Origin of the sequence: Clostridium sp. AM42-4 (assembly GCF_003480105.1) — a bacterium.
Taxonomy (GTDB): Bacteria; Bacillota; Clostridia; order Lachnospirales; family Lachnospiraceae; genus Brotaphodocola.
The window spans coordinates 1-23,997 of sequence record NZ_QUIK01000027.1 but is presented as its reverse complement, the minus strand read 5'-3'; the positions used below and the strand labels follow the sequence as shown (position 1 = coordinate 23,997).

General features: G+C 50.8%; 18 protein-coding genes and 1 pseudogene. All 19 read left to right on the top strand.

What is annotated here, in order from left to right:
* The first annotated feature begins 253 nt into the window (after positions 1–253).
* The 19 genes and pseudogenes from DW922_RS15975 (at position 254) to DW922_RS15885 (ending at position 23,579) form a co-directional block, all read left to right on the top strand.
* The gene (locus DW922_RS15975; RefSeq protein ID WP_118727101.1) at positions 254–1,042 is read left to right on the top strand and encodes an electron transfer flavoprotein subunit beta/FixA family protein; all 789 of its coding nucleotides are present in this window, start codon (positions 254–256) and stop codon (positions 1,040–1,042) included.
* Positions 1,043–1,113: 71 nt separating this feature from the next.
* A complete protein-coding gene (locus tag DW922_RS15970; protein WP_118727100.1) occupies positions 1,114–2,301 on the top strand; it encodes an electron transfer flavoprotein subunit alpha in 1,188 nt (395 codons plus the stop codon).
* 1 nt (position 2,302) lies between these two features.
* Positions 2,303–3,721 (top strand): FAD-binding oxidoreductase, encoded by a 1,419-nt coding sequence (locus tag DW922_RS15965; protein WP_118727099.1) that lies wholly within the window; start codon positions 2,303–2,305, stop codon positions 3,719–3,721.
* Positions 3,722–4,083: 362 nt separating this feature from the next.
* Positions 4,084–4,809, top strand: coding sequence for a precorrin-2 C(20)-methyltransferase (gene cobI, locus DW922_RS15960; protein ID WP_118727098.1), 726 nt, complete (start codon positions 4,084–4,086; stop codon positions 4,807–4,809).
* Positions 4,810–4,820: 11 nt separating this feature from the next.
* Complete coding sequence (gene cobJ / locus DW922_RS15955; RefSeq protein WP_118727104.1) at positions 4,821–5,552, top strand: precorrin-3B C(17)-methyltransferase; 732 nt, start codon at positions 4,821–4,823, stop codon at positions 5,550–5,552.
* Between the two features lie 107 nt (positions 5,553–5,659).
* Positions 5,660–6,742 (top strand): nicotinate-nucleotide--dimethylbenzimidazole phosphoribosyltransferase, encoded by a 1,083-nt coding sequence (cobT, locus tag DW922_RS15950; protein WP_118727097.1) that lies wholly within the window; start codon positions 5,660–5,662, stop codon positions 6,740–6,742.
* Between the two features lie 4 nt (positions 6,743–6,746).
* On the top strand, positions 6,747–7,499 hold the full coding sequence (gene cobM / locus DW922_RS15945) for a precorrin-4 C(11)-methyltransferase (RefSeq protein ID WP_118727096.1): 753 nt from the start codon (positions 6,747–6,749) through the stop codon (positions 7,497–7,499).
* 2 nt (positions 7,500–7,501) lie between these two features.
* Positions 7,502–9,070, top strand: a complete 1,569-nt coding sequence (locus DW922_RS15940; protein WP_118727095.1) for a cobyric acid synthase — start codon at positions 7,502–7,504, stop codon at positions 9,068–9,070.
* A complete protein-coding gene (locus DW922_RS15935; protein WP_118727094.1) occupies positions 9,067–9,708 on the top strand; it encodes a precorrin-8X methylmutase in 642 nt (213 codons plus the stop codon). Before DW922_RS15940 ends, DW922_RS15935 begins: the two co-directional genes overlap by 4 nt.
* A 109-nt stretch (positions 9,709–9,817) precedes the next feature.
* Positions 9,818–12,103, top strand: coding sequence for a bifunctional (p)ppGpp synthetase/guanosine-3',5'-bis(diphosphate) 3'-pyrophosphohydrolase (locus DW922_RS15930; protein ID WP_118727093.1), 2,286 nt, complete (start codon positions 9,818–9,820; stop codon positions 12,101–12,103).
* Between the two features lie 51 nt (positions 12,104–12,154).
* On the top strand, positions 12,155–12,814 hold the full coding sequence (locus DW922_RS15925) for an MBL fold metallo-hydrolase (RefSeq protein WP_118727092.1): 660 nt from the start codon (positions 12,155–12,157) through the stop codon (positions 12,812–12,814).
* Positions 12,814–14,319, top strand: a complete 1,506-nt coding sequence (hemZ, locus tag DW922_RS15920) for a coproporphyrinogen dehydrogenase HemZ (RefSeq protein WP_118727091.1) — start codon at positions 12,814–12,816, stop codon at positions 14,317–14,319. The genes DW922_RS15925 and hemZ overlap by 1 nt, the downstream gene beginning before the upstream one ends.
* A 185-nt stretch (positions 14,320–14,504) precedes the next feature.
* Positions 14,505–15,767 (top strand): histidine--tRNA ligase, encoded by a 1,263-nt coding sequence (hisS, locus tag DW922_RS15915; protein ID WP_118543563.1) that lies wholly within the window; start codon positions 14,505–14,507, stop codon positions 15,765–15,767.
* Positions 15,768–15,879: 112 nt separating this feature from the next.
* On the top strand, positions 15,880–17,682 hold the full coding sequence (gene aspS, locus DW922_RS15910) for an aspartate--tRNA ligase (RefSeq protein ID WP_118706799.1): 1,803 nt from the start codon (positions 15,880–15,882) through the stop codon (positions 17,680–17,682).
* A 231-nt stretch (positions 17,683–17,913) separates the two neighbouring features.
* The gene (locus tag DW922_RS15905; RefSeq protein ID WP_118706801.1) at positions 17,914–18,588 is read left to right on the top strand and encodes a response regulator transcription factor; all 675 of its coding nucleotides are present in this window, start codon (positions 17,914–17,916) and stop codon (positions 18,586–18,588) included.
* On the top strand, positions 18,588–20,318 hold the full coding sequence (locus tag DW922_RS15900) for a HAMP domain-containing sensor histidine kinase (protein ID WP_118727090.1): 1,731 nt from the start codon (positions 18,588–18,590) through the stop codon (positions 20,316–20,318). Before DW922_RS15905 ends, DW922_RS15900 begins: the two co-directional genes overlap by 1 nt.
* 496 nt (positions 20,319–20,814) lie before the next feature.
* Positions 20,815–21,413, top strand: a pseudogene (locus DW922_RS15895) (chorismate-binding protein); the annotation flags it as partial.
* A complete protein-coding gene (locus DW922_RS15890) occupies positions 21,410–21,805 on the top strand; it encodes a hypothetical protein (RefSeq protein WP_118727089.1) in 396 nt (131 codons plus the stop codon). The pseudogene DW922_RS15895 and the gene DW922_RS15890, both read left to right, overlap by 4 nt.
* A gap of 217 nt (positions 21,806–22,022) precedes the next feature.
* Complete coding sequence (locus DW922_RS15885) at positions 22,023–23,579, top strand: nitrite/sulfite reductase (protein WP_118727088.1); 1,557 nt, start codon at positions 22,023–22,025, stop codon at positions 23,577–23,579.
* The last annotated feature ends 418 nt before the right edge of the window (positions 23,580–23,997 follow it).

Here is a 23,997-nt window from a genome sequence, read left to right as displayed (position 1 = left end):
TAAAAGCTCTGGCGAAGGCCAGGGCTTTTTTCGTAGTGCACATTGCCAGAAAATTGCATCATTAAATAAGCATTCGTAAATAAAATTGTATACATCTCGACTTTAACGCGTTGGCGTGCTATACTAGACGACAGCTACTGAAAATGATTCGCAGTAACTGCGTATTACCATTGCATTTACATTTGCAGCAAAATCCGCTGCTGTCTGCGCATCGCGTGAACAGCAACGATAAAAGAGGGAAAGGTTATTTGCTATGAAAATTATCGTATGTATGAAGCAGGTTCCGGCTACCTCCAAGGTTGACATTGACCCGGAGACCGGAAACCTTAAGAGGGGAAGCGCAGGTCAGCGCACCAATCCGTATGACCTTTATGCGCTGGAATGTGCACTGCAGATCCGGGAAAAAACAGGCGGAAGCGTTACGGTGCTGACCATGGGACCATCCCAGGCAGAGAGTATGATCCGCGATGCCTACAGCATGGGAGCCGATGAGGGCGTTATTTTGAGTGACCGCAAGTTTGCAGGCTCCGATGTGCTGGCTACCTCCTACACATTGTCACAGGGCATTGAAATGTTAGGTGGTGCAGACCTGATCCTCTGCGGACGCCAGACAACCGATGGCGATACCGCCCAGATCGGACCGGCCATTGCAGAGCATTTACATATTCCGCACTGTGCATGGGTTTCTGCCATCGAGGAGGCGGACGAAGAACAGATCACATTAAAGCAGGATTTTGGCAGTGTGACCCAGATCTCACGGATGCATTATCCGTGTCTGGTAACTGTGGATAAAGACATCTGCGTTCCGAGACTGCCATCCTGGCGCCTCACGAAAGAAACCATGGACCGTCCGGTACGCATTGTAACCTTCGATGATCTTCCAAGGCCGGATCTGACCCGGTTTGGTGCAGTGGGATCCCCGACCAGAGTGGAGCGGATCTTTGCACCGGAGGCTGGCGCGCCCAGCGTGGAGCTGACCGGAACACCGGCAGAGAAAGCAGGCCAGCTGGCCAGCCTGCTTGCAGAGCGGAAATATATCTGATGCACAGCCAGAAAAGCTGAGTGCGGATCAGATAAATAAAAACCAAGAATGGAAAATCGGAGGAATTATACATGAAGTTATTGCGGTTTGATCCGGAGCTCTGCACCCTTTGCGGAGCCTGTATTGATAAATGTCCCTTTGAAGCCATTACCATGGAGAAAAAGGGAATTACGTTAAATGAAAACTGCCGTATGTGCGGTGTCTGCGTGAGACAGTGCCAGAGCAAGGCACTCTATTTTGAACAGAAGGCCGGCGGTGAGGATAAGAGTACCTGGAACGGGATCCTGGTCTATGCGGAGCAGGAGCGTGGCAAGGTGCATCCGGTTGTATTTGAGCTGATCGGGGAAGCAAGAAAGCTGGCAAAAAAGGTTGGTTACAAGGTTTATGCGGTCATGGTCGGAGGCGCAGGGACTGCAGAAAATGCAAAAGAGCTTCTGACTTATGGCGTGGATGAGGTTTTTGTGTATGAGCACGAGGGTTTTAACGGATTTAAGGCTGACTGCTATGCTGACGCAGTGGCTGACTGCATTTCCAAGCTGCGTCCGTCTGTTGTATTAGTCGGAGGAACCTCTCTGGGACGTTCCCTAGCACCGCGTCTGTCGACCCGTTTCCACACAGGACTGACTGCAGACTGCACGAAGCTGGAAATGAAGGCCAACACCGATCTGGTCCAGATCCGTCCTGCCTTTGGCGGAAACATCATGGCACAGATCGTCATCAGCGAGTCACGGCCGCAGTTTGCTACGGTCCGCTATAAGGTTATGGACCGTGCACAGAAGGTGGAGAAGGTTTCCGGAAAGATTACCATGTGTAACGTGACGGAGGATATGGTGCGTTCCCGCATCGAAGTGCTTTCTGCAAAGGTGCTGGAGCATGTCCGTTCCATCGAGGAGGAGGATGTGCTGGTTGTAGCAGGACGCGGCGCAGACAAGGCACTGGATGAGTTAAAGGAGCTGGCAGAGCTTTTAGGAGGCCAGTTATGCTTCACCCGTCCGATGATTGAGGATGGATACGGAGATACCGCACACCAGATCGGCCTGTCCGGACGTACCGTAAAGCCGAAGCTGATCCTGACCTTCGGTGTGTCCGGTGCGATCCAGTTTACCGCCTGCATGAACAGTGCAGAATGCATTGTTGCAGTCAACAATGACCCGGAAGCACCGATCTTTGACATTGCACATATTGCGATCAAGGATGATCTGTATACAGTGTTGCCGGAGCTGGTCAAGAATGTAAAAAACAGAAAGGATGGTGAGTGATATGCCATTTCCATATAAAAAAATGACTGAAGAGGATTTCGCTTACCTCCGCAGTGTGACTGCGCCGGAGCGTGTCTGGGTCGGTGACGAGATCGCAAGGGAATATTACCACGACGAAATGCCGGAGTACGGTGTGTTTCCGCCGGAGCTTTATGTAGAAGTGCTGGATAAGCAGGAAGTCAGCAAGATCATGAAATATGCCTGGGAGCAGAATATCCCGGTCGTTGTCCGCGGTGCAGGTACCGGACTGGCAGGCGGTGCAAGCTGTAAGTACGGCGGCATCCTGTTATCCGTTATGAAGATGAATAAGCTGGTCTGCCTGGATAAAGCCAACATGACCATCACGGTACAGCCTGGTATGCTGTTAACTGAGGTGGCAGCAGCCGCAGCAGCAGAGGGGCTGTTCTATCCGCCGGATCCGGGTGAAAAAACAGCGTCCATCGGCGGAAATGTTATTACCAACGCAGGTGGTATGCGTGCAGTACGCTATGGACTGACTCGTGATTTTGTCCGTTGTATCGAAGCAGTCCTGCCAGATGGTGAGATCGTCCAGTTCTCCTCTAACGTAGTAAAAAATACAACCGGTTACGATATCAAGGATCTGGTGATCGGTTCCGAGGGAACCCTGTGTATCCTCACAGAGGTGACCCTGAAGCTTTTGCCGGCACCGAAGCTGACCCGGACCCTTGTTATGCCGTTTGAAAGCTTGGAAAGCTGCATCGATATGGTACCGCGTCTTCTGCAGATGCCTGCAGTTCCGACAGCCATTGAATTTCTGGAGCGGGAGCTGATCGATATTGTGGAGCGCAACCTGCACAAGCTTCTTCCGGTGAAGGAGGGCGATGCTGTGCTGATCGTCATGTACGATGCCGGAAGTGAACAGGAGTTGTTCGCTGCCTGCAGCGCAGCATCTGATGCGGCACTGGAGGCCGGAGCGATCGATGTCTATATCGCGGATACACCAGAGCGTATCGCATCGGTATGGTCTGTGCGCGGCGCGATCCTGGAGGGCATGAAGGCAGAGAGCGTTGCCCAGGAGGAATGCGATGTGGTTGTTCCGCGTGCAAAGATTGCAGAGTATGTACGTCTTGCAAAGGCCATCGGTGCGAAATATGGCATCCGTGTAGAGCCGTGCGGACATGCCGGAGACGGAAACATCCACACGGAAATGCTGCGTGACGCCTCCATGAGCGATGAAGACTGGATCCGGGGAACCCGCGCCTGCCTGACCGAGCTTTATGGGGTATCCAAACAGTTTGGCGGCCAGTTATCCGGCGAGCACGGAATCGGAAATGGAAGACTGGAGTACTTAAAGCCGTTTGTTGGTGACCGGATGTACAAGCTGTACCAGTCCATCAAGCTGGCATTTGATGAAAAGCTGATCTTAAATCCTGGAAAGATCATTACATTTGACGAATAATTAAAAAAATTAGGATCATAGGCCTACAGAAGCTGCAGATGTTGTTTGTACCATGCGCAAACAGCAATGCTCCGGCTTTTGTGGGCCTATTGCTGTGTGTACAGACCGCATGGGATGGTCCTTATCTGTGTGCGTGTCCAGAAGCCGCGCCAAGAAGCCGCGCCTCCGCTAATCCTGTGGACTTTTAGCGGGAAATCCTCTATAATACTTCCCATGAAACCCCAAATGCAAAGCATCGGCAAAATCCGTTGCTGCTTGCGCAGCGCATGAACAGTGGCCCAAAGGAGCCTGTCGTGTATGCATGCGTGAACAGCAACAAATGGGAAACTATTCGAATATGGACAGAAAGCAGGAATTATAATATGCAGAATCATACAGATCCAAAACAGACAGGTACACTTTACGGAATCGGTGTCGGCCCGGGTGACCCGGAGCTTTTAACGCTGAAGGCAGTCCGGGTGATGGAGCAGTGCGATGTGCTGGCAGTGCCGGGAAAGAATGTGGCAGACAGTGTGGCTTACCAGATCGCAGTCCGCGCAGTGCCGGGGCTTCAGGAAAAGTCCTGGTTTTCCATTGAAATGCCTATGACGCGGGATGCAAAGCTTCTGGAAGAGAGTCACGAGAGTGCAGCGGATGTGGTGGAAGCCTATTTAAAAGAAGGAAAACAGGTGGGAATCCTAAACCTGGGAGATGTAACCATCTACGCGACCTTTCTTTATGTGCAGAAGCGGATCGCAGCGCGGGGATACCACACGGAGATGGTGAATGGAATCCCATCCTTCTGTGCAACGGCAGCAACGCTTGGGCTTGGCATTGCAGAGGGAAAGGAGCAGATCCACATCTTGTCTCAGCCGGACCAGATCGAGGAGGGATTAAAGCTCCCTGGCACGAAGATCATCATGAAGATGGGAAAGAACATGGCACAGGTGAAGCAATGGATCCGGGATGCAGGCATGGAGGCTTGTATGATCGAAAACTGTGGCATGCCGGGAGAACGCATTTTCTGGTCTGTGGATGAGATCGATGAGCAGGCAGGGTATTATTCCCTGCTGATCGTAAAGGAAAAGAAACCGTGTGAGGTGGAGTAAGGATGGCTGGAATGAAAAAGCTTGTGTATGTAGTCGGCATGGGGCCGGGAAATTTTGACCAGATGACGTTTGAGGCGCGGAAGGCCTTAGAGCAGAGCGATGTGATCGTGGGCTATACGGTGTATGTAGATCTTCTTAGGGGACATTTCCCAGAAAAGCAGTTTCTCACAACACCGATGCGAAAAGAAGTAGAGCGCTGCCGCATGGCGTTTGAAGAAGCCAGAAAAGGGCAGTGCGTGGCCATGGTCTGCAGCGGCGATGCCGGAGTGTATGGCATGTCCGGTCTAATCCTGGAATTGCAGGAGGAATATCCGGAATGCCAGGTAGAAGTGATCAGTGGTGTGACAGCGGCCCTGGCAGGAGGTGCCGTACTTGGCGCTCCGCTGATGCATGATTTTGCCGTGATCAGCTTGAGTGATCTTTTAACTCCATGGGAAAAGATTGAGAAGCGCCTCCGTTGTGCGGCAGAAGCAGACTTTTCCATCTGCATTTATAATCCGTCCAGCAAGAAGCGGGCGGATTATTTAAAGCGTGCCTGTGAGATCATTCTGGAGCAGACAAAGGAAGACCGGGTCTGCGGTATTGTGAGCAACATCGGCCGGGAAGGGCAGAGCGCCCGCGTGCTGCTCTTAAGTGAATTAAAAGATACGAAGGTGGATATGTTTACCACGGTGTTTATCGGAAATTCCCAGACGAGAAAGATTGGGGAGCGGATGGTGACACCAAGAGGGTACCGCATCTGACCATAAAGAGGATGCAAAACTGTTGCGGGTATGCATGCTCGGACAGCAATGAAAATCTATTGCCGGGTATGTACGCATGAAGTGTAACGTAGAAAGTGAGATGTAACATGGAACAATATCTGGAAAAGCAGCTTGGCTGCCTTTGCAAGAGCGTGCGTCCGGCAGATGCCCATACCGTGGAAGCAGCGAAGCACCACTGGAACGGGATTGCGAAGCCATTGTACGGACTTGGAAAATTTGAGGAGCTTCTGGTCAAGATCGCAGGAGTCCAGAAGACGGAAGATATCTGTCTGAATAAAAAAGCAGTCGTGGTATTTTGTGCCGACAATGGTGTGGTGGCAGAGGGGGTAACCCAGACAGACAGCAGTGTGACGGCGGTCGTGACCGAGAATTTTGCCAGGGGGATTGCCAGTGTCAACCGCATGGCATCGGTAGCCGGGGCCGATGTGATCCCGGTCGATATCGGTGTGCTTGGGGAAATCAAAGAGCCGGGAGTACGCAGCTGCCGTATTGCGAACGGTACAAGGAATATGAGAAAAGAACCGGCCATGAGCCATGAACAGGTTTTGGAAGCAATCCATACCGGAATCACGCTTGCGTCAGAGCTTAAGGATGCAGGCTATGATCTTTTAGCAGTCGGGGAGATGGGAATTGGCAATACGACGACCAGCAGTGCCGTGGCCAGCGTGCTTTTGCAGGCTCCGGTAGAGCTTGTGACCGGACGGGGTGCCGGACTTTCCAATACCGGACTGGAAAAGAAGATCGAGGTCATCAAAGAAGCGATTGCCCTGCATCAGCCGGACCCGGAAGACCCGCTGGCGGTTCTGGAAGCAGTAGGCGGCTTTGATATTGCCGGGATGTGTGGCCTGATGCTTGGAGGGGCTATTTACCGGATCCCGGTTGTGTTAGATGGGCTGATCTCCCTGGTGGCGGCGCTTCTGGCGCAGAAGCTTTGTCCCCAGGTGACAGACTTTTTGCTTCCTTCCCATATGGGAAAGGAACCGGCCTGCGCCATGGCGATGGAAAAACTGGGATTAGAGGCCAGTATTTATGGAAATCTGGCGCTGGGCGAAGGGACCGGAGCGGTTATGCTGTTTCCGCTTTTGGATATGGCAGAAGCTGTGTACCGGGAAAACAGTACATTTGAGGAAATTCATGTGGGGGCGTACCAGGAATTTAAGGAGGAGTAAACTTATGATCTATTTTATCGGAGCCGGACCGGGTGACCCGGAATTGATCACTGTAAAGGGAAAACGCCTGATCGATGAGGCAGATATCATCATTTATGCGGGTTCCCTTGTGAATCCCCAGGTGCTTTCCGGAGCAAAGCCGGAGGCAGAGATTTACAACAGTGCGACCATGCATCTGCAGGAAGTGCTGGATGTGATGAAGTGCGGCGTGGAAGCAGGAAAAAAGGTGGTCCGTGTCCACACGGGTGACCCGTCCATTTATGGTGCACACCGGGAACAGATGGTAGAACTGGATAAGCTTGGAATTCCGTATGAAATCGTACCGGGTGTCAGTTCCTTTTTGGCGGCAGCGGCCAGCTTAAAGCGGGAGTACACGCTTCCGGGTGTGAGTCAGACCGTCATCCTGACCCGCATGGAAGGACGGACTGCAGTGCCGGAGCGGGAACAGATCGAGGCACTGGCAGCACATCAGACGACTATGGTTATTTTCTTAAGTGTCGGGGAGATCGTGGAACTGGGCAGACGGCTGCAGGCGGGCGGTTATCCGGCAGATACTCCGGCGGCTGTGGTGTATAAGGCTTCCTGGGAAGACCAGAAAATTGTGACAGGAACGCTTGCAGATATTGCGGATAAAGTAAAAGAAGCAGGCATCCGCAAGACAGCACTTGTCACGGTGGGGCGTTTCCTTGGAGATACATTTGAACTTTCCAAGCTTTACGACGCGCATTTTACAACGGAATTCCGTCAGGGGGTTTAGAAATGGCAAAGAAAATCATGATCCAGGGAACCATGTCCAATTCGGGAAAAAGCTTTCTGGCGGCGGCGTTGTGCCGGATTTTGAAACAGGACGGACTTTCCGTGGCTCCGTTTAAATCCCAGAACATGGCGTTGAATTCTTATATCACGAAAGACGGGCTGGAAATCGGACGGGCACAGGCGATGCAGGCTGAGGCAGCAGGCATTGCTCCTACGGTGGACATGAACCCGATCCTGTTAAAGCCGACCAGCCAGATGGGAAGCCAGGTGATCGTAAACGGGGAAGTGTTCGGCAATTTAAGAGCTATGGATTATTACCGGAGAAAAACCGAGTTTATCCCGGCTGTGAAGGAGGCATTTGAGCGTCTGGAAAGCCAGTACGATGCCATTGTCTTAGAAGGTGCGGGAAGTCCGGCGGAGATCAACCTGCGGGATAATGATATCGTGAATATGGGAATGGCAAAGATTGCCAATGCGCCAGTGCTTCTGGTCGGGGATATTGACCGGGGCGGCGTGTTTGCCTCGCTTTATGGAACGGTAAGTCTTCTGGAGCCGGAGGAGCGGGCGCGTATCAAAGGTCTGGTGATCAATAAATTCCGGGGCGATGTGAAGATTCTGGAGCCGGGACTTCGCATGATCGAGGAAAAACTTCACATTCCGGTCGTTGGTGTGATCCCGATGGAACAAATCGACCTGGATGACGAGGACAGTCTGTCGGACCGTCTGGTGCGGACCGAGGTGCGGGAGGGACTCGATGTGGCAGTGATCCATCTGCCGCACATCTCCAACTTTACGGATTTTAATGCGCTGGAGCATTACGAAGGCGTTTCCCTGCGGTATGTGGACCGGACGGCGCATCTGGGACATCCGGATCTGATCCTTTTGCCTGGAACCAAAAATACGATGGCAGATTTAAAATGGCTGCGGGAGAGCGGCCTGGAAGCCGTGATCCAGAGACTGGTGAAAGAGGAGCAGGTTCCGCTGATCGGAATCTGCGGCGGTTACCAGATGTTAGGGGAGCGGCTTTCTGACCCGGAGGGCGTGGAAGGCGAGCCGGGAAGCTCTATGCGCGGCATGGAACTTCTGGCTGCGGAAACCATTTTTGCAGCGGAAAAGACCAGGACACAGACCGAAGGAACGCTGCAGGAACTGCCGGGAATTTATACGGCATGTGCGGGACAGACCGTGAAAGGGTATGAGATCCACATGGGCGAGACATTCCGGACAGAAATCGAAACCGGCACTGGAAACAGTGACATTTCTCATGAAAATGAGGAAATATTCCCGGCAGTCCGTCTTGCAGACGGCCGCATGGATGGATTCGTGCGGGCAGATGGCCTGGTGTTCGGAAGCTATCTGCACGGCATCTTCGACAATCTGGAGTTTACCGGAGCCATTTTAAACCAGCTTGCAGAAAAAAAAGGCATCAGCCTGACTGCAACGGCAAAAAGCATGGAAGAATATAAGGAAAGGCAGTACGATAAGCTGGCAGATCTGGTACGGAGGTCTCTGGATATGGAGGCGGTATACCGTATTATGGAGGAATATGAATCAGAAAGGACAACATTATGATAGAAGAAATGCAGTGGGTCCGTCCGGAGGAGATCGAGGCCCGCAGTATGGCGATCATCGAGTCAGAGATGCCAAAGGGCAGCTGGAGTGCAGGGGAGCTGGCTGTGGTCAAGCGCTGCATTCACACGGCAGCAGATTTTGATTACGCAGAGAATCTGTATTTTTCTCCTTATGCCGTGGAGCAGGCCGTGGCTATGATGAAGAGCGGCAACGGCTTTACCATTGTGACCGATACCAACATGGCGCTGGCAGGTGTGAATAAGGCTGCATTAAAGCAGTTAAACGGAAACGTGCGCTGCTTTATGGCAGATCCGGATGTGGCAGCGGAGGCGAAGGAGCGCGGGGTGACCCGTGCCATCGTCAGCATGGAGCGCGCGGCAAAGCTTTCCGGTCCGGTCATCTTTGCAATCGGAAATGCGCCTACTGCGCTGATCCGTCTCTATGAGATGATGCAAAATGGTGAGATCCACCCAGATTTCATCATCGGGACTCCGGTTGGGTTTGTGAACGTCGTGGAATCGAAAGAACTGATCTGCCAGTCGGATGTTCCCTGCATCGTTGCACGCGGCAGAAAAGGCGGCAGCAACATTGCGGCAGCTGTGTGCAATGCGCTGATGTATCAGGTTACCAGAGCTTAGAAATCGGTCAAATGGTCTAAATAGCGAACTACGGGACGTAATGCTTGCATTTTCCGACAAAAATATTTATAATGATTTAATAACTATGCTCAAAAAGGTGGCTTTTTCTATGGCAAAAGAACAGACGGAGAAGAAAATGGACATTGAGCTGGAAAATCCCGCAGATTTTACCAGCCCGGAAGAATTGTATGAGGACCTGATCCGCAGTATCCGGAAGTATCATCCTTCGGACGATATCTCCCTGATCGAAAAGGCGTACAAGGTAGCACATGAGGCCCATAAGGATCAGAAACGAAAGTCGGGTGAACCTTACATCATTCACCCTCTTTGTGTTGCCATTATCCTGGCAGACCTGGAGATGGATAAAGAGACGATCGCATCAGGTATCCTTCACGATGTTGTCGAGGATACGGTCATGACGTTAGACGAGCTCTCCAAGGAGTTTGGTCCGGAGGTAGCGCTTTTGGTAGATGGTGTTACCAAGCTGACCCAGCTGTCCTGGTCGAAGGATAAGGTCGAGATGCAGGCAGAAAACCTGCGAAAAATGTTTCTTGCCATGGCAAAAGATATCCGCGTGATCCTCATCAAGCTGGCAGACCGTCTGCACAACATGCGTACGCTGCAGTATATGAAGCCGGAAAAGCAAAAAGAAAAAGCCCGTGAGACCATGGAAATTTATGCGCCGATCGCCCATCGTCTTGGTATTTCCAAGATCAAGGTAGAGCTGGATGATCTTTCCTTAAAATATCTGCAGCCGGAGGTTTATTACGACCTGGCTGAGAAGATTTCCCTTGGAAAGGATGCGCGCGAGGAGTTTGTTAAGGGCATTGTAGATGAAGTTTCTGCCCACATGAAAGAGGCGGGCATTGAGGCGAAGGTAGATGGCCGCGTCAAGCATTTCTTCAGCATTTACCGGAAAATGGTCAATCAGCACAAGACACTGGACCAGATCTACGACCTGTTTGCGGTCCGCATCATTGTCGAGACCGTGAAGGACTGTTATGCGGCACTTGGTGTCATCCATGAGCTGTACAAGCCGATCCCGGGACGGTTCAAGGATTATATCGCCATGCCGAAGCCAAACATGTATCAGTCCCTGCATACGACGCTGATCGGAAGCAATGGCCAGCCGTTTGAAATCCAGATCCGTACCTTTGAGATGCACCGTACTGCGGAATATGGTATCGCAGCACACTGGAAATACAAGGAGAGCGGCAGCGGCAAGATCGCGGCAGGCGACGAAGCTGCGAAGTTATCCTGGCTGCGCCAGATCCTGGAGTGGCAGAAGGATGCCAGCGACTCCAAAGAGTTCTTAAGCATGGTAAAAGGTGACCTGGACTTATTCTCTGAGAATGTTTACTGCTTTACCCCGTCTGGCGATGTCAAGACGCTTCCGAGCGGTTCCACGACCATTGACTTTGCTTACTCCATCCACAGTGCTGTCGGCAACAAGATGGTGGGGGCAAGGGTCAACGGAAAGCTGGTACCGATCGAGTATGTGGTCCAGAACGGTGACCGTATCGAAGTCATCACATCCCAGAATTCCAAGGGACCGAGCCGGGACTGGCTGTCCCTGGTCAAGAGCACCCAGGCAAAGAACAAGATCAACCAGTGGTTCAAGAGTGAGTTAAAGGAAGACAATATTGTACGTGGTAAAGAACTGATCGACCGATACTGCAAGACCAAGGGCATCAACTTTGGGGACTTAAACAAGCCGGAGTTCCAGGAAAAGGTGATGCAGCGTTATGCGTTCCGTGACTGGGATTCAGTTTTGGCTTCCATTGGACACGGCGGCTTGAAAGAAGGCCAGGTCATCAACAAGATGATCGAGGAACGTGCCAAGAAAACCCGCAAGGAAGTTACCGATACCAACATTTTAGATGGTCTTAGCGAGATGTCCGGTAACAAAGCCGAGGTCAGCAAGAAGTCCAAGGGCGGCATTATGGTAAAGGGGATCCACGATGTGGCAGTCCGTTTCTCACGGTGCTGCAGCCCGGTGCCGGGTGACGAGATCGTGGGCTATGTGACCCGCGGCCGCGGCGTTTCCATTCACCGTACGGATTGTGTGAACATCATCAACCTTCCGTCAGAGGAGCGTACCAGACTGATTGAAGCAGAGTGGCAGCAGCCGGAGGATGATACAGACAGCAAGGAGCGCTACACCACAGAGATCCAGATCTACGCAAATAACCGGATCGGCATGTTTGTCGATATTTCCAAGGTATTTACGGAACGTCAGATCGACATCACTTCTATGAATGTACGCACCAGCAAGCAGGGCAAGGCCACCATAATCATGACGTTTGATATTCATGGAATTGAAGAACTGAACCGCCTGACTGACAAGTTAAGACAGATCGAGGGCGTGATCGATATAGAGAGGACTGCGGGATAGTTGTTCCGCAGTTTTTCTTTTCATTTATCAAACGGGAAAAAGGAGCAAAACATGAGCAATTTTCGAATAAAAACCTACGTGCTGGGCGGCATCAGCACAAACTGCTATCTTGTATTTTGCGAGGGAGAAAAGGCGGCGGTGATCATCGATCCGGCCGACAATGCGGACTACCTGGTCAGCAAATGCCGGGAGTTTGGCGTGGAACCGGATGCTGTGCTTTTAACGCATGCACATTTCGACCATATGATGGCGGCAGATGATATCCGCAAGACATACGGCTGTAAGCTTTATGTGCACATGGACGATGAGAAGATGTTAAATGATCCGTCCCTGAATCTTTCCGGGACCATGGGAACCGAGCAGATCAGCATCAGCGCAGATCATTTGCTGCGCGATGGCGATGTGCTGCACTTTTTGAACCGGGAGTGGAAGGTCATGGCAACACCGGGACATACGGCAGGCTCTGTCTGCTATTACATCCCGGAGGAAGAGGTGATCTTCAGCGGAGATACCTTATTTGCAGAGTCTTTAGGCCGGACCGATCTTCCGACTGGAAGTATGTCTGCAATCGTGCATTCTATCGCGGAAAAACTTCTTGTGCTGCCGGATGAGATCATGGTTTATCCGGGACACGGCGATGCCACGACGATTGCCCATGAAAAGCAGTACAATCCGGTGGCTGCGTATGTGAGAAAGGGAGGCAGACGGTAATGATCGGAATTTTGTTAAATGACAGTGCCTATGAGCAGGACATCCGGGAACTTCTGATGGCATTTTACCCGGGGCAGACGTTCGCCCATGAGATGCAGGATGATCTGGACTTTTTCGTGGAAGGAACGGTAAATGAAGACCACACAGAGTTTAACCTGTGTCTGGGACATCTGGGAAGAAGTTCTTTTGCGGCGTTTTCCATGGAAGCGCTGGAGCCTGGCGTGCGTGCAGAGCTTCAGGAGGCAGCGGAAAGCAGCGTTTTAAAGGTTGATTACGAGAATCGTTTCGAGACGAAGAACAAGATCAAGCGCAGACTCTATGTGCTGCTGATGCAGCAGACCGGAAAACTCCTTCCGTGGGGAACCTTAACCGGCATCCGTCCGACCAAGATCGCTATGACCAAATTTGCGGAGGGAGAGAGTGCGGAAAGCATCTTCCGCCACATGAAGGACACTTACTTTACCAGCAACGAGAAGATCAACTTAAGCATTGAGATTGCCCAGAGAGAGCGCCAGCTGCTTTCCAAAATCGACTATAAAGAGGGATACAGTCTGTATGTCGGCATTCCGTTCTGTCCGACCACCTGCCTGTACTGCTCCTTCACCTCTTATCCGATCGGAAAGTGGAAGGACCGCACTCAGGAGTATCTGGACGCATTATTCAAAGAACTGGACTATGTGGCAGAGAAGAAAAAGGGCTGTACCCTGGATACCGTCTACTTTGGAGGCGGTACCCCGACTTCCCTCTCGCCTGAGGATCTGGATCAGCTCATCACCAAATTGAAAGCAACCTTCGATTTCTCTACCGTCCAGGAGTTTACGGTGGAGGCAGGACGTCCGGACAGCATTACCCGGGAAAAACTGGAGGTCTTAAAGAAACACGGGGTCGGTCGTATTTCCATCAACCCGCAAACCATGAAGCAGGACACCTTGCGGCTCATCGGACGCCGTCATACCGTAGAGGATGTGGTGGATCGTTTCAAGCTTGCCCGTGAGGTTGGCTTTGACAACATCAATATGGATCTGATCATCGGACTGCCAGAGGAAACGTTAGAGGACGTGCAGGAGACCATGGAAGCCGTGAAGGCCCTGGCACCGGACAGCGTGACCGTGCACTCTTTAGCAATCAAGCGTGCAGCACGCTTAAATACCATGAAAGAAGTCTATAAAGACTTAAAGATCGAGAATACTCAGGAGATGATCGACTTAACGGCCCGCTACGCAAGAGAAATGGGACTGGAACCGTATTATCTGTACCGCCAGAAAAATATGGCTGGAAACTTTGAGAACGTCGGCTATGCGGCACCGGGAAAAGCCTGCATTTACAATGTGCTCATCATGGAGGAACAGCAGACCATCATCGGCTGCGGGGCAGGAACCACCACCAAGCGTCTTTTCCCGGAGGAAAACCGCATCGAGCGCTGTGAGAATGTCAAAGACGTGGAGCAGTACATCAGCCGTGTGGATGAGATGATCGAGCGGAAAGAGAAACTATTTGCGCAGTAAGGGAACCACAGCGTAACTCTGCTGCCGGGTGCGTACGTGCAAACAGAAACAAAACTTTTGCCGGACATCTCGTAACTTACATACTTGCGATTGCATTTTGTGTTTTAGAATAGTATAATCTTTAGGAATATGTGTTTTTTCAGATACACAGAGAGATTTACAAAGATAGAAAACGGAGAAAGAATATGGCATTGAAAAAGAAGCCGGTTACCGGCATGCGTGATATCCTGCCGGCAGAGATGCAGGTGCGGGAATATGTGATGAACCAGATCCGTGAAACCTACCGCAGTTTCGGATTTACTCAGGTGGAGACTCCGTGTGTGGAGCATATCGAGAACCTGACCAGTAAGCAGGGCGGTGACAACGAGAAGCTGATCTTCAAGATCTTAAAGCGCGGCGAGAAGCTGAACCTTGAGACTGCTGAAACAGAGAATGATTTAACAGACAGCGGACTCCGCTACGACCTGACCCTGCCGCTGTCCCGTTATTATTCCAACAACGGCGCACAGCTGCCGAGCCCGTTCAAGGCTCTGCAGATGGGCAGTGTATGGCGTGCAGACCGTCCGCAGCGCGGCCGTTTCCGCCAGTTCACCCAGTGTGATATCGATATTTTAGGCGATGCAACCAATATGGCTGAGATCGAGCTGATCCTGGCTACGACCACAGCACTTGGCAAGATCTGTCCGAAAAACGCATTTACCGTGCGCATCAATGACCGCGGTATCTTAAAGGGTATGGCTCTTTACTGCGGTTTCCCGGAGGATGGACTGGATCAGGTCTTCATCACCCTGGATAAGATGGACAAGATCGGTCTGGACGGCGTAAAGACAGAGCTTCTGGAGCTTGGCTATGCACAGGAGAGCGTAGAAAAGTATGCAGACCTGTTAGCAAATCTGGGCGAGGATGCAGCAGCAGTCCGCGGTCTGGGTGAGACCTTAGCCGGTGTGCTAGATGCAAAGACTGCAGAGAATCTGGCTAACATTATGGATACCGTGACCGAGGTTGCGGAAACTGATTTCAAGCTGGCCTTTGACCCGACTCTGGTGCGTGGTATGTCTTACTATACCGGAACCATTTTTGAGGTTTCCATGGAAGGCTTCGGCGGTTCCGTTGCAGGTGGCGGAAGATACGACAAGATGATCGGCAAGTTCACCGGCCAGGATACCCCGGCCTGCGGCTTCTCCATCGGATTCGAGCGTATCGTTACCATTCTTATGGAGCAGGGCGGCGAAATCGAGAACGCAGCTCCGAAGAAAGCATACCTCATCGAAAAGGGTATGGACCAGTCCCGCTTCGGTCAGATCATGAAACAGGCTATGGACGAGCGTAAAGCCGGTGTCCAGGTGCTGGTTTCCATGATGAACAAGAACAAGAAGTTCCAGAAGGAGCAGCTGAATAAGGAAGGCTACACAGAGTTTGTAGAGTTCTATAAGGAAGCACTGAAATAAAGAAAAACTTTGAAATAAGAAATCAGCTTTAAAATAATAAGGTTTAAATGAGAACCATTATAAATTCAGAAGAACCACGGAGTGATCCGTGCTGAAATAAGGAGACAAAACCATGGCAGAATCAATGCTGGGACTGAAACGGTCCCATCGGTGTACGGAAGTCACCACAGCAAACATCGGTCAGGACGTGACCGTAATGGGCTGGGTGCAGAAAAGCAGAAACAAGGGCGGAATCATCTTCGTAGATTTACGTGACCGCTCCGGTATCCTGCAGATCATCTTCGAGGAGAGTGACTGCGGCGCAGAGAGCTTCGCAAAGGCAGAAAAGTTAAGAAGTGAATATGTCATTGCAGTAACCGGCCGTGTTGAGGCACGTTCCGGCGCAGTCAATGAGAACCTGGCGACCGGCGCGATCGAGGTACGTGCCAACAGCCTGCGCATCTTATCTGAGTCCGAGACCCCGCCATTCCCGATCGAGGAGAACTCCAAGACCAAAGAGGAACTGCGCTTAAAATACCGTTTCCTGGATTTAAGAAGACCGGATATGCAGCGCAACCTGCTTCTCAGAAGTAAGATCGCTATCCTTACCAGACAGTTCCTGGCAGAGGAAGGATTTTTAGAGATCGAAACCCCAACCCTCATCAAGAGTACTCCGGAGGGAGCAAGAGACTACCTGGTACCGAGCCGTGTGCATCCGGGTTCCTTCTATGCCCTTCCGCAGTCCCCGCAGCTCTTTAAGCAGCTCTTAATGTGCTCCGGCTACGACCGTTACTTCCAGCTGGCACGCTGCTACCGTGATGAGGACCTGCGTGCAGACCGTCAGCCGGAGTTCACCCAGATCGATATGGAGCTTTCCTTCGTAGACGTAGACGATGTGATTGATGTCAACGAGCGTCTCTTACACAAGCTGTTCAAGGAAATCTTAAACGTAGAGATTCCGCAGCCGATTCCGCGTATGACCTGGCAGGAGGCTATGGACCGTTTCGGTTCCGATAAGCCGGACCTGCGTTTTGGTATGGAGTTAAAGAACGTATCCGATGTAGTCAAAGACTGCGAGTTTGTCGTATTCAAGGGCGCACTCGAAAACGGCGGTACCGTCCGTGGTATCAACGCAGAGGGACAGGGCCATATGCCGCGTAAGAAGATCGACGCACTGGTTGAGTTCGCAAAGGGCTACGGCGCAAAGGGTCTTGCTTACATCGCAATCCAGGAGGACGGCAGCTACAAGTCTTCCTTCGCAAAATTCATGACCGAGGACCAGATGGCAGCCCTCATTTCCGCTATGGATGGTAAGCCGGGCGACCTGCTGTTATTCGCAGCAGATAAGAACAAAGTTGTATGGGATGTTCTTGGCAACCTGCGTCTGGAGATCGCACGCCAGCTTGACCTCTTGAAGAAAGACGACTACAAGTTCCTGTGGGTAACTGAGTTCCCGTTACTGGAGTACTCCGAGGAGCAGGGACGTTTCGTGGCAATGCATCACCCATTCACCATGCCGATGGACGAAGACTGGCACCTGATCGATACCGATCCGGGCGCAGTACGCGCAAAAGCATACGATATCGTATTAAACGGTACCGAGATCGGTGGTGGTTCCGTTCGTATCCACCAGAGCGACATCCAGTCCAAGATGTTCGAGGTACTGGGCTTCACACCGGAGAAGGCACAGGAGCAGTTCGGCTTCCTGCTTGAAGCATTCAAGTACGGAGTACCGCCGCACGCTGGTCTGGCATACGGCCTTGACCGTGTGGTCATGCTGATGGGCGGCTGCGACAGCATCCGTGAGGTCATTGCATTCCCGAAGGTAAAGGATGCCTCCTGCCTGATGACCGAGGCACCGACCCCGGTAGATCCGAAGCAGCTTGAGGAGCTTGGCATCGAGGTGTGCGAAGAGGCTGAGAAGACAGAAGAATAAAAACGCAATAAATTTGATTAGGAAAAGGGCTCTGGAATGCTGCCATATGGCGGCATTCCGGAGCCCTTTTACAGAGTTCGGGTTGTATCTGTGAAATCTCTGTGAAAACGTGGAAAACCAGAAAAATATCTGCTAAAATGGGGAAAAAGAAGGAAAACTGCAGGCTGCAGGGTACAGTCAGCAGCAGAAATTCTGTGTGAATCAGCATTTACAGAGAGGAGACGATACATAATGGATTCCTTAAAAATATTAGTAGTAGACGATGAAGCCAGAATGCGCAAGCTGGTCAAAGACTTCCTGACAATCAAGGGCTTTTCCGTGATCGAGGCGGAGGACGGCGAGCAGGCGGTCGATATTTTTTTTAAACAGAAAGATATTTCACTGATCATTCTGGATGTGATGATGCCGAAGATGGACGGCTGGGAAGTTTTGAAGACGGTGCGCCAGTATTCCCAGGTGCCAGTCATCATGCTGACAGCCCGTGGTGAGGAACGCGATGAACTCCAGGGATTTAAGCTTGGAGTGGATGAGTATATTTCCAAACCGTTCAGCCCGAAGATTCTGGTTGCGAGAGTGGAGGCGATTCTGCGCCGGTCCAACGTAGCGGTGAGCGAGACCATGGAAGTGGGCGGTATCCGCATTGACAAGGCGGCGCACCTGGTCGAGATTGACGGAAAACCGGTTGACTTAAGTTACAAAGAGTTTGAACTTTTGACTTACTTTGTGGAAAACCAGGGCATTGCGCTGTCCAGGGAGAAGATTTTGAACAATGTCTGGAATTATGATTATTTCGGGGATGCCCGCACGATCGATACCCATGTTAAAAAACTGCGCAGCAAGATGGGTGAGAAGGGCAATTATATCAAGACCATCTGGGGTATGGGGTATAAATTCGAGGTAGACTGATGAAGCATAAAAAAGTTTTTCAATTTCATTCGATCCGTCACCGGATCATGCTGATTTTTGTAGGGCTTATGGCGGCGATGCTTTTGGCCATCTGGGGGGTCAATTCCTGGTGGCTGGAGCGCTATTATGTGGATCAGAAACTGAAGGTGATGGAAGAGGCTTATACCGATATTGATACAGTCATCCAGGAAAAGGTCGGGGAAAATGAAAATATCGGAGATGTCCTGAAATTAGAGCTGGAGCAGGAGTGGGAAATCTGGAAGCAGACAGCAAAAGGCGAGGAAGATTCCGATAACGCCGATGCTTCAGGTGAAGCATCCGGCGCAGACACACCGAAAGAATCTCCGAAACAAGATGACGAGGTTCCGGCAGAAGATCTTCCGGCTGGCCTGCCGCAGGAACAGGGAACGCTTCTTGGGACGATCCGCAGCTACAGTGAGCAGAACAACATTGCCATGACCCTGATCGACAGTGATACGGGAAAAGCTCTGATTACATCCGGGCGTGACAGCGACTTCCTGACCCAGAAGCTGCAGCGCTATGTACTGGGCAAGGGTCAGAAGCACATGCAGGTGTTAAAACAGCACGACAATTATGTGGTTGAGAAGAACATGGATTTCCGTTCCAGCGGCACATATATGGAGAGCTGGGGCTATTTTTCCGACAACCGGACCATGTTCATCATGTCCATGCCGCTTGCAAGCATCCGGGAGAGCGTGGAGTTGTCCAACCGGTTTACTACCTGGGTCGGTCTGATCGCGCTGGTATTTGGAAGTGCCCTGATGTGCTTTGTGACCAACCGCATCACCAAGCCAATCTTGAAATTATCTTCCCTGTCCGAGGAGATGTCAAAGCTGAATTTTGATGTTGCTTATGAGGACGACGCAGAGGATGAGGTCGGTATTCTGGGGCGCAGCATGAACTCGCTGTCCTACAGCTTAAAAGATGCCATTGGTGCACTGCAGGCTGCCAACAAACAGCTGCAGCACGATATTGATGAAAAAATCCAGATCGATGAGATGCGAAAGGAATTCATCGCGAATGTTTCCCATGAATTAAAGACGCCGATCGCGCTGATCCAGGGCTATGCAGAAGGCCTTTGCGACGGCATGTGTGAGGATGTGGAAAGCCGCAATTACTACTGCGAGGTCATCATGGATGAAGCCAACAAGATGAATAAGATGGTGCGTCAGCTACTGACCTTGACGGCTTTGGAGTTTGGAAACGATACCCCGAGTATCGAAGCCTTTGATATTTCAGAACTGGTTCATGACCTGATCAATTCCTCCGGCATCCTGATCCAGCAGAATGAGGCAAAGGTAACCGTGGACATGCCGGAGATTCTTATGGTCATGGGTGATGAATTCAAGATCGAGGAAGTTGTGACGAACTATCTGACGAATGCAATGAACCATCTTGGCGGGGAACATCAGATCCGCATCTGGAGTGATGTAACCGATAAAGTGGCGAAGATTCATGTATACAATAATGGCAATCCGATCCCGGAGGAAGACCTGCCAAACCTGTGGACGAAATTCTACAAGGTGGATAAGGCCCGCACCCGCGCTTACGGCGGAAGCGGCATCGGACTTTCCATCGTCAAGGCAATCATGGAAGCCCATCACCAGCAGTATGGCGTGGCAAACCGGGAAGACGGCGTGGAGTTCTGGTTTACGCTGGCGCTTGCGCCGGAAATTCCGGAAGATCAGGAACCGGCAGAAAATCCATAATGGCGAAGCTTCAGAAAAGTCCCAAAACTGACAGCTCTAGAAGAAAACTGGCAGAAACACAGGACGACATTTTCGGCGAAAAAGAACAAAAGGAAATAAAGAGACGGAGGGCCGAGGACCGTCAGAACGCAGCTTGTTAAATGGACCGCTGAGGGCGCAGTCAAAAGCCGCAAGGCCTAGTATTCTGCGACGTGAGGGCATACGTTAGTTGCCGGGAATATGTTGGTATTCCGAAAAGTGCGCGGGAATTCTATAGATTTTATCTTTATCCATGGAAGGTTTCGCGAAGCAAGGTGGCACCGCGGGTGATCTGGTAAATTAAATTTCCAATTCCGTCCTTGACAGATTTCAATTCACAGGAAGTCTGTTCAGGACGGGATTTTTTGTTTCAAGTCCTTCTGACAGACGCAATCATGTATTCCTGAAATCGTCTTTCCCTGTTTCTGTGAGAGAGCGTGGAGAAATCCAAACGCTGGGGCCGTTACACTTTTCTTGATATGCGGAACCGAAGCTGAAGCTGGAAAAAGGCGACGCGGATTCCTTTCAGGATGTAGACCTGATGCTGTTTGACAAGGTCATTGCATTTGATAATTTCCGCCAGAAGATTATTCTGATCGTGAATATGAAGACCGGTGCACTGGAACAGGAGTATTACAAGGCGCAGCTGGAGCTGGAAAAACTGGTGAACTTGATCCGAAACGGAAAGCCGGCACCGGAGCAGCCGTTAAAACTGAAAACTGATTTCAAACCGGCTTTTTCCAAAGAAGCCTACTGCGAGATGGTGGAAAAGGGAAAACGTTACATCCGGGAGGGAGATATCTTCCAGGTAGTGCTTTCCAATCAGCTAGAAGCGGAGATGGAGGGCAGCCGGCGCGGCATCTACGGCGGAGCTATCGGATATCTGGACTTTTCCGGAAACTTAGATGTCTGTATTGCGATCCGTATCGCTTATGCAAAAAAGGCAAGGTTTACGCCCGCTCCGGAGCCGGAATTGTGGCGGACAGTGTGCCGGAAAGTGAATACCAGGAATGCTTAAATAAGGCAAGAGCTGTGGTTCTTGCAGTAAAGAAAGCAGAGGAGGGCATGGAAGCATGATCGTACTGATTGATAATTATGACAGTTTTTCGTATAACCTGTACCAGCTGATCGGAAGCATCCGTCCGGATATCCCGGTGATCCGTGCGGTGTCCATGAAGCAGGATCATGAATTAAAACGCTGGGATGCAAGCGAAGCGGATTATCTTTTGCTGGATGCCGGAAGCGGCGGAACCGGACACACCTTTGACCATACCCTGATCAAGCAGGTAGGAGCAATTCAAAAACCCTGGTTTTTAGCCGGCGGTATGCGGGCGGAAAATGTGCGGGAAGCAATTCAGAAGTTTCATCCGTTTGGGGTAGATTGCAGCAGCGGAGTGGAAACAGAAGGATTGAAAGACCCGGTGAAAATCCGGCGGATCATAGAAAATGTGCGAAATCCGTTTCCATGAAACGTGAATTGTGATAAAATCAAAAGTATCTGAGCGAATCAGATGCTTTTATTGTTCCATAGGAAATTGTGCTCTATGTATCCTGAAAGGCTGGAAACAGATCCTGCGGGTTTACATTGCGTATGAAAGAGTTATCTGCAAGTCTGCATGCTTATTTTGGGAAGAATTAGCATAACACAGACAAGGAAATTCTGAATTTATATTAGGAGGAGAAGGTATGGAAATCAGAAATGACCAGGACTGGAAACAGGATATTCCAGCATTTCGGGCAAAGACAGCTGCGTTTTATGCGGGAGAGCTTAGCAAGGATGCTTACAAAGGATTTTCAGGTCTGTACGGAAGCTATGCCCAGAAAGGTGGAAAGGCCAGTATGCTGCGTCTGCGCATGACAGGGGGCTGTGTGACAAAGGAAAAACTGAAGTTTGTTGCAGATACGATCCGGAAATACCAGCTGCACAAGGCACATTTTACTACCTGCCAGACCATTCAGCTGCATGATCTGGATGGGGCAATCGTTGCCGATATTATGGAACAGGCTCTGGATGTTGGAATCGTCACCATGGGAGGAGGCGGAGACTTTCCGCGTAATGTGACCTGCAGTCCGCTTTCCGGTGTCGACAAGGAAGAATATTTTAACGTATTGCCATGGGCAAAGGCAGCAGGCGAATACCTGATGGGGTTCATCCGTGCGGAAAAAATGCCGCGTAAGCTGAAGGTGGCTTTTTCCAGTTCTCCGAAGAATCTTTCGCATGCAACTTACCGGGATCTCGGGTTTGCGGCCCGCCCGGATGGATGCTTTGATGTTTACAGCGCGGGAGGACTTGGAAACAATCCACGTTTTGGTGTATTGATCGCAGAGGCAGTAAAACCGGAAGATATCTGCTATTACATCAAGGCAATGTGGCTGACCTTCCGCGCCTATGGAAATTATGAAAACCGTGGTAAAGCCAGAAGCCGCTATATGCAGGAAAGTCTCGGCGGTGCAGAAAATTACAGAAAAGCATTTCTGGAAAAGCTGGATGAGGTCTATGCGTCTGGCGAGGATCTGAAGCTTCAGGTTCAGAAAATGGAAGTGAATAAGACCGGAGATGGCAGCACGGTTTCTGATAGCCGTGCTTTGGAACAGAAACAGGAAGGCCTTTATACTGTGCTGTGGCATCCGATCGGAGGACAGCCGGATCTTTCTGTACTGTGTGCGCTCAGCGATGCGCTTCAGAAAATGGATGAAGCAGAAATGCGCCTTGCACCGGATGAGACTGCGTATATCATCAATCTGACTGGCGAAGAAGCTAAAAAAGTTCTGGCGATCACAGCGGGTAATACTGCCAAGACCGAGTTTGAGGCATCCGTAAGCTGCATCGGTGCATCGGTATGCCAGGTCGGCGTGCGGGATTCCCAGGCACTTTTGCAGGCGTGCGTAAAAGCTGTGCGGGAAGCAGACCTTCCGGCAGATGCACTTCCGAAAATCCATATTTCCGGATGTCCGTCCTCCTGTGGTACACACCAGACCGGTGTCCTTGGATTCCGCGGAGCTGCAAAGAAGGTAAATGACAAAACGGAATCTGCGTTTCTTCTATACTTAAATGGCTGCGAGGAACAGGGAAAAGAAAAAATGGGAGAAGAATTGGGAACTATTTTAGAAAGCCAGATCCCAGAGTTTTTGACAGCACTTGGAAAGACGGTTGCAGACGCCTCACTCAGCTTTACCCAATGGAACCTTGAAAATCCGGATGGAGTAAGAACGGTAGCGGCTCCATTTATAGAACTGCAGTAGGTCAGAAGTTCCATACATATGGGAAAAACATTATTGCTCACAGGTAGGGATTTTCTGAACTGAAAATCCCGTATGATACAGTTCTGGTAGCAGATTTTGCCGATTTGGGATGCGAAGCATCGGCAAAATCCCGTTACTGTTCACGCATGCGTGAACAGTAACGAAAAACACGTTTTCCATGATTTCCGCGAAAAAATGAAAAAAGTTGAAAAATACTGTTGACATTTGTCGTGACATTTGATATTATAATCCTCGCCCCGTGAGAACGGGGCAAGGAAATGAAAAACTTCCAAAAATAAATAAAAAAAGTTGTTGACAAAGCGAAAACAATGTGATAACATATAACACGTTGCTGCTGAGAACAACAGCAAATGAACCTTGAAAATGAAAGATTGAACAGTGTTTAAAACCCTGAAAA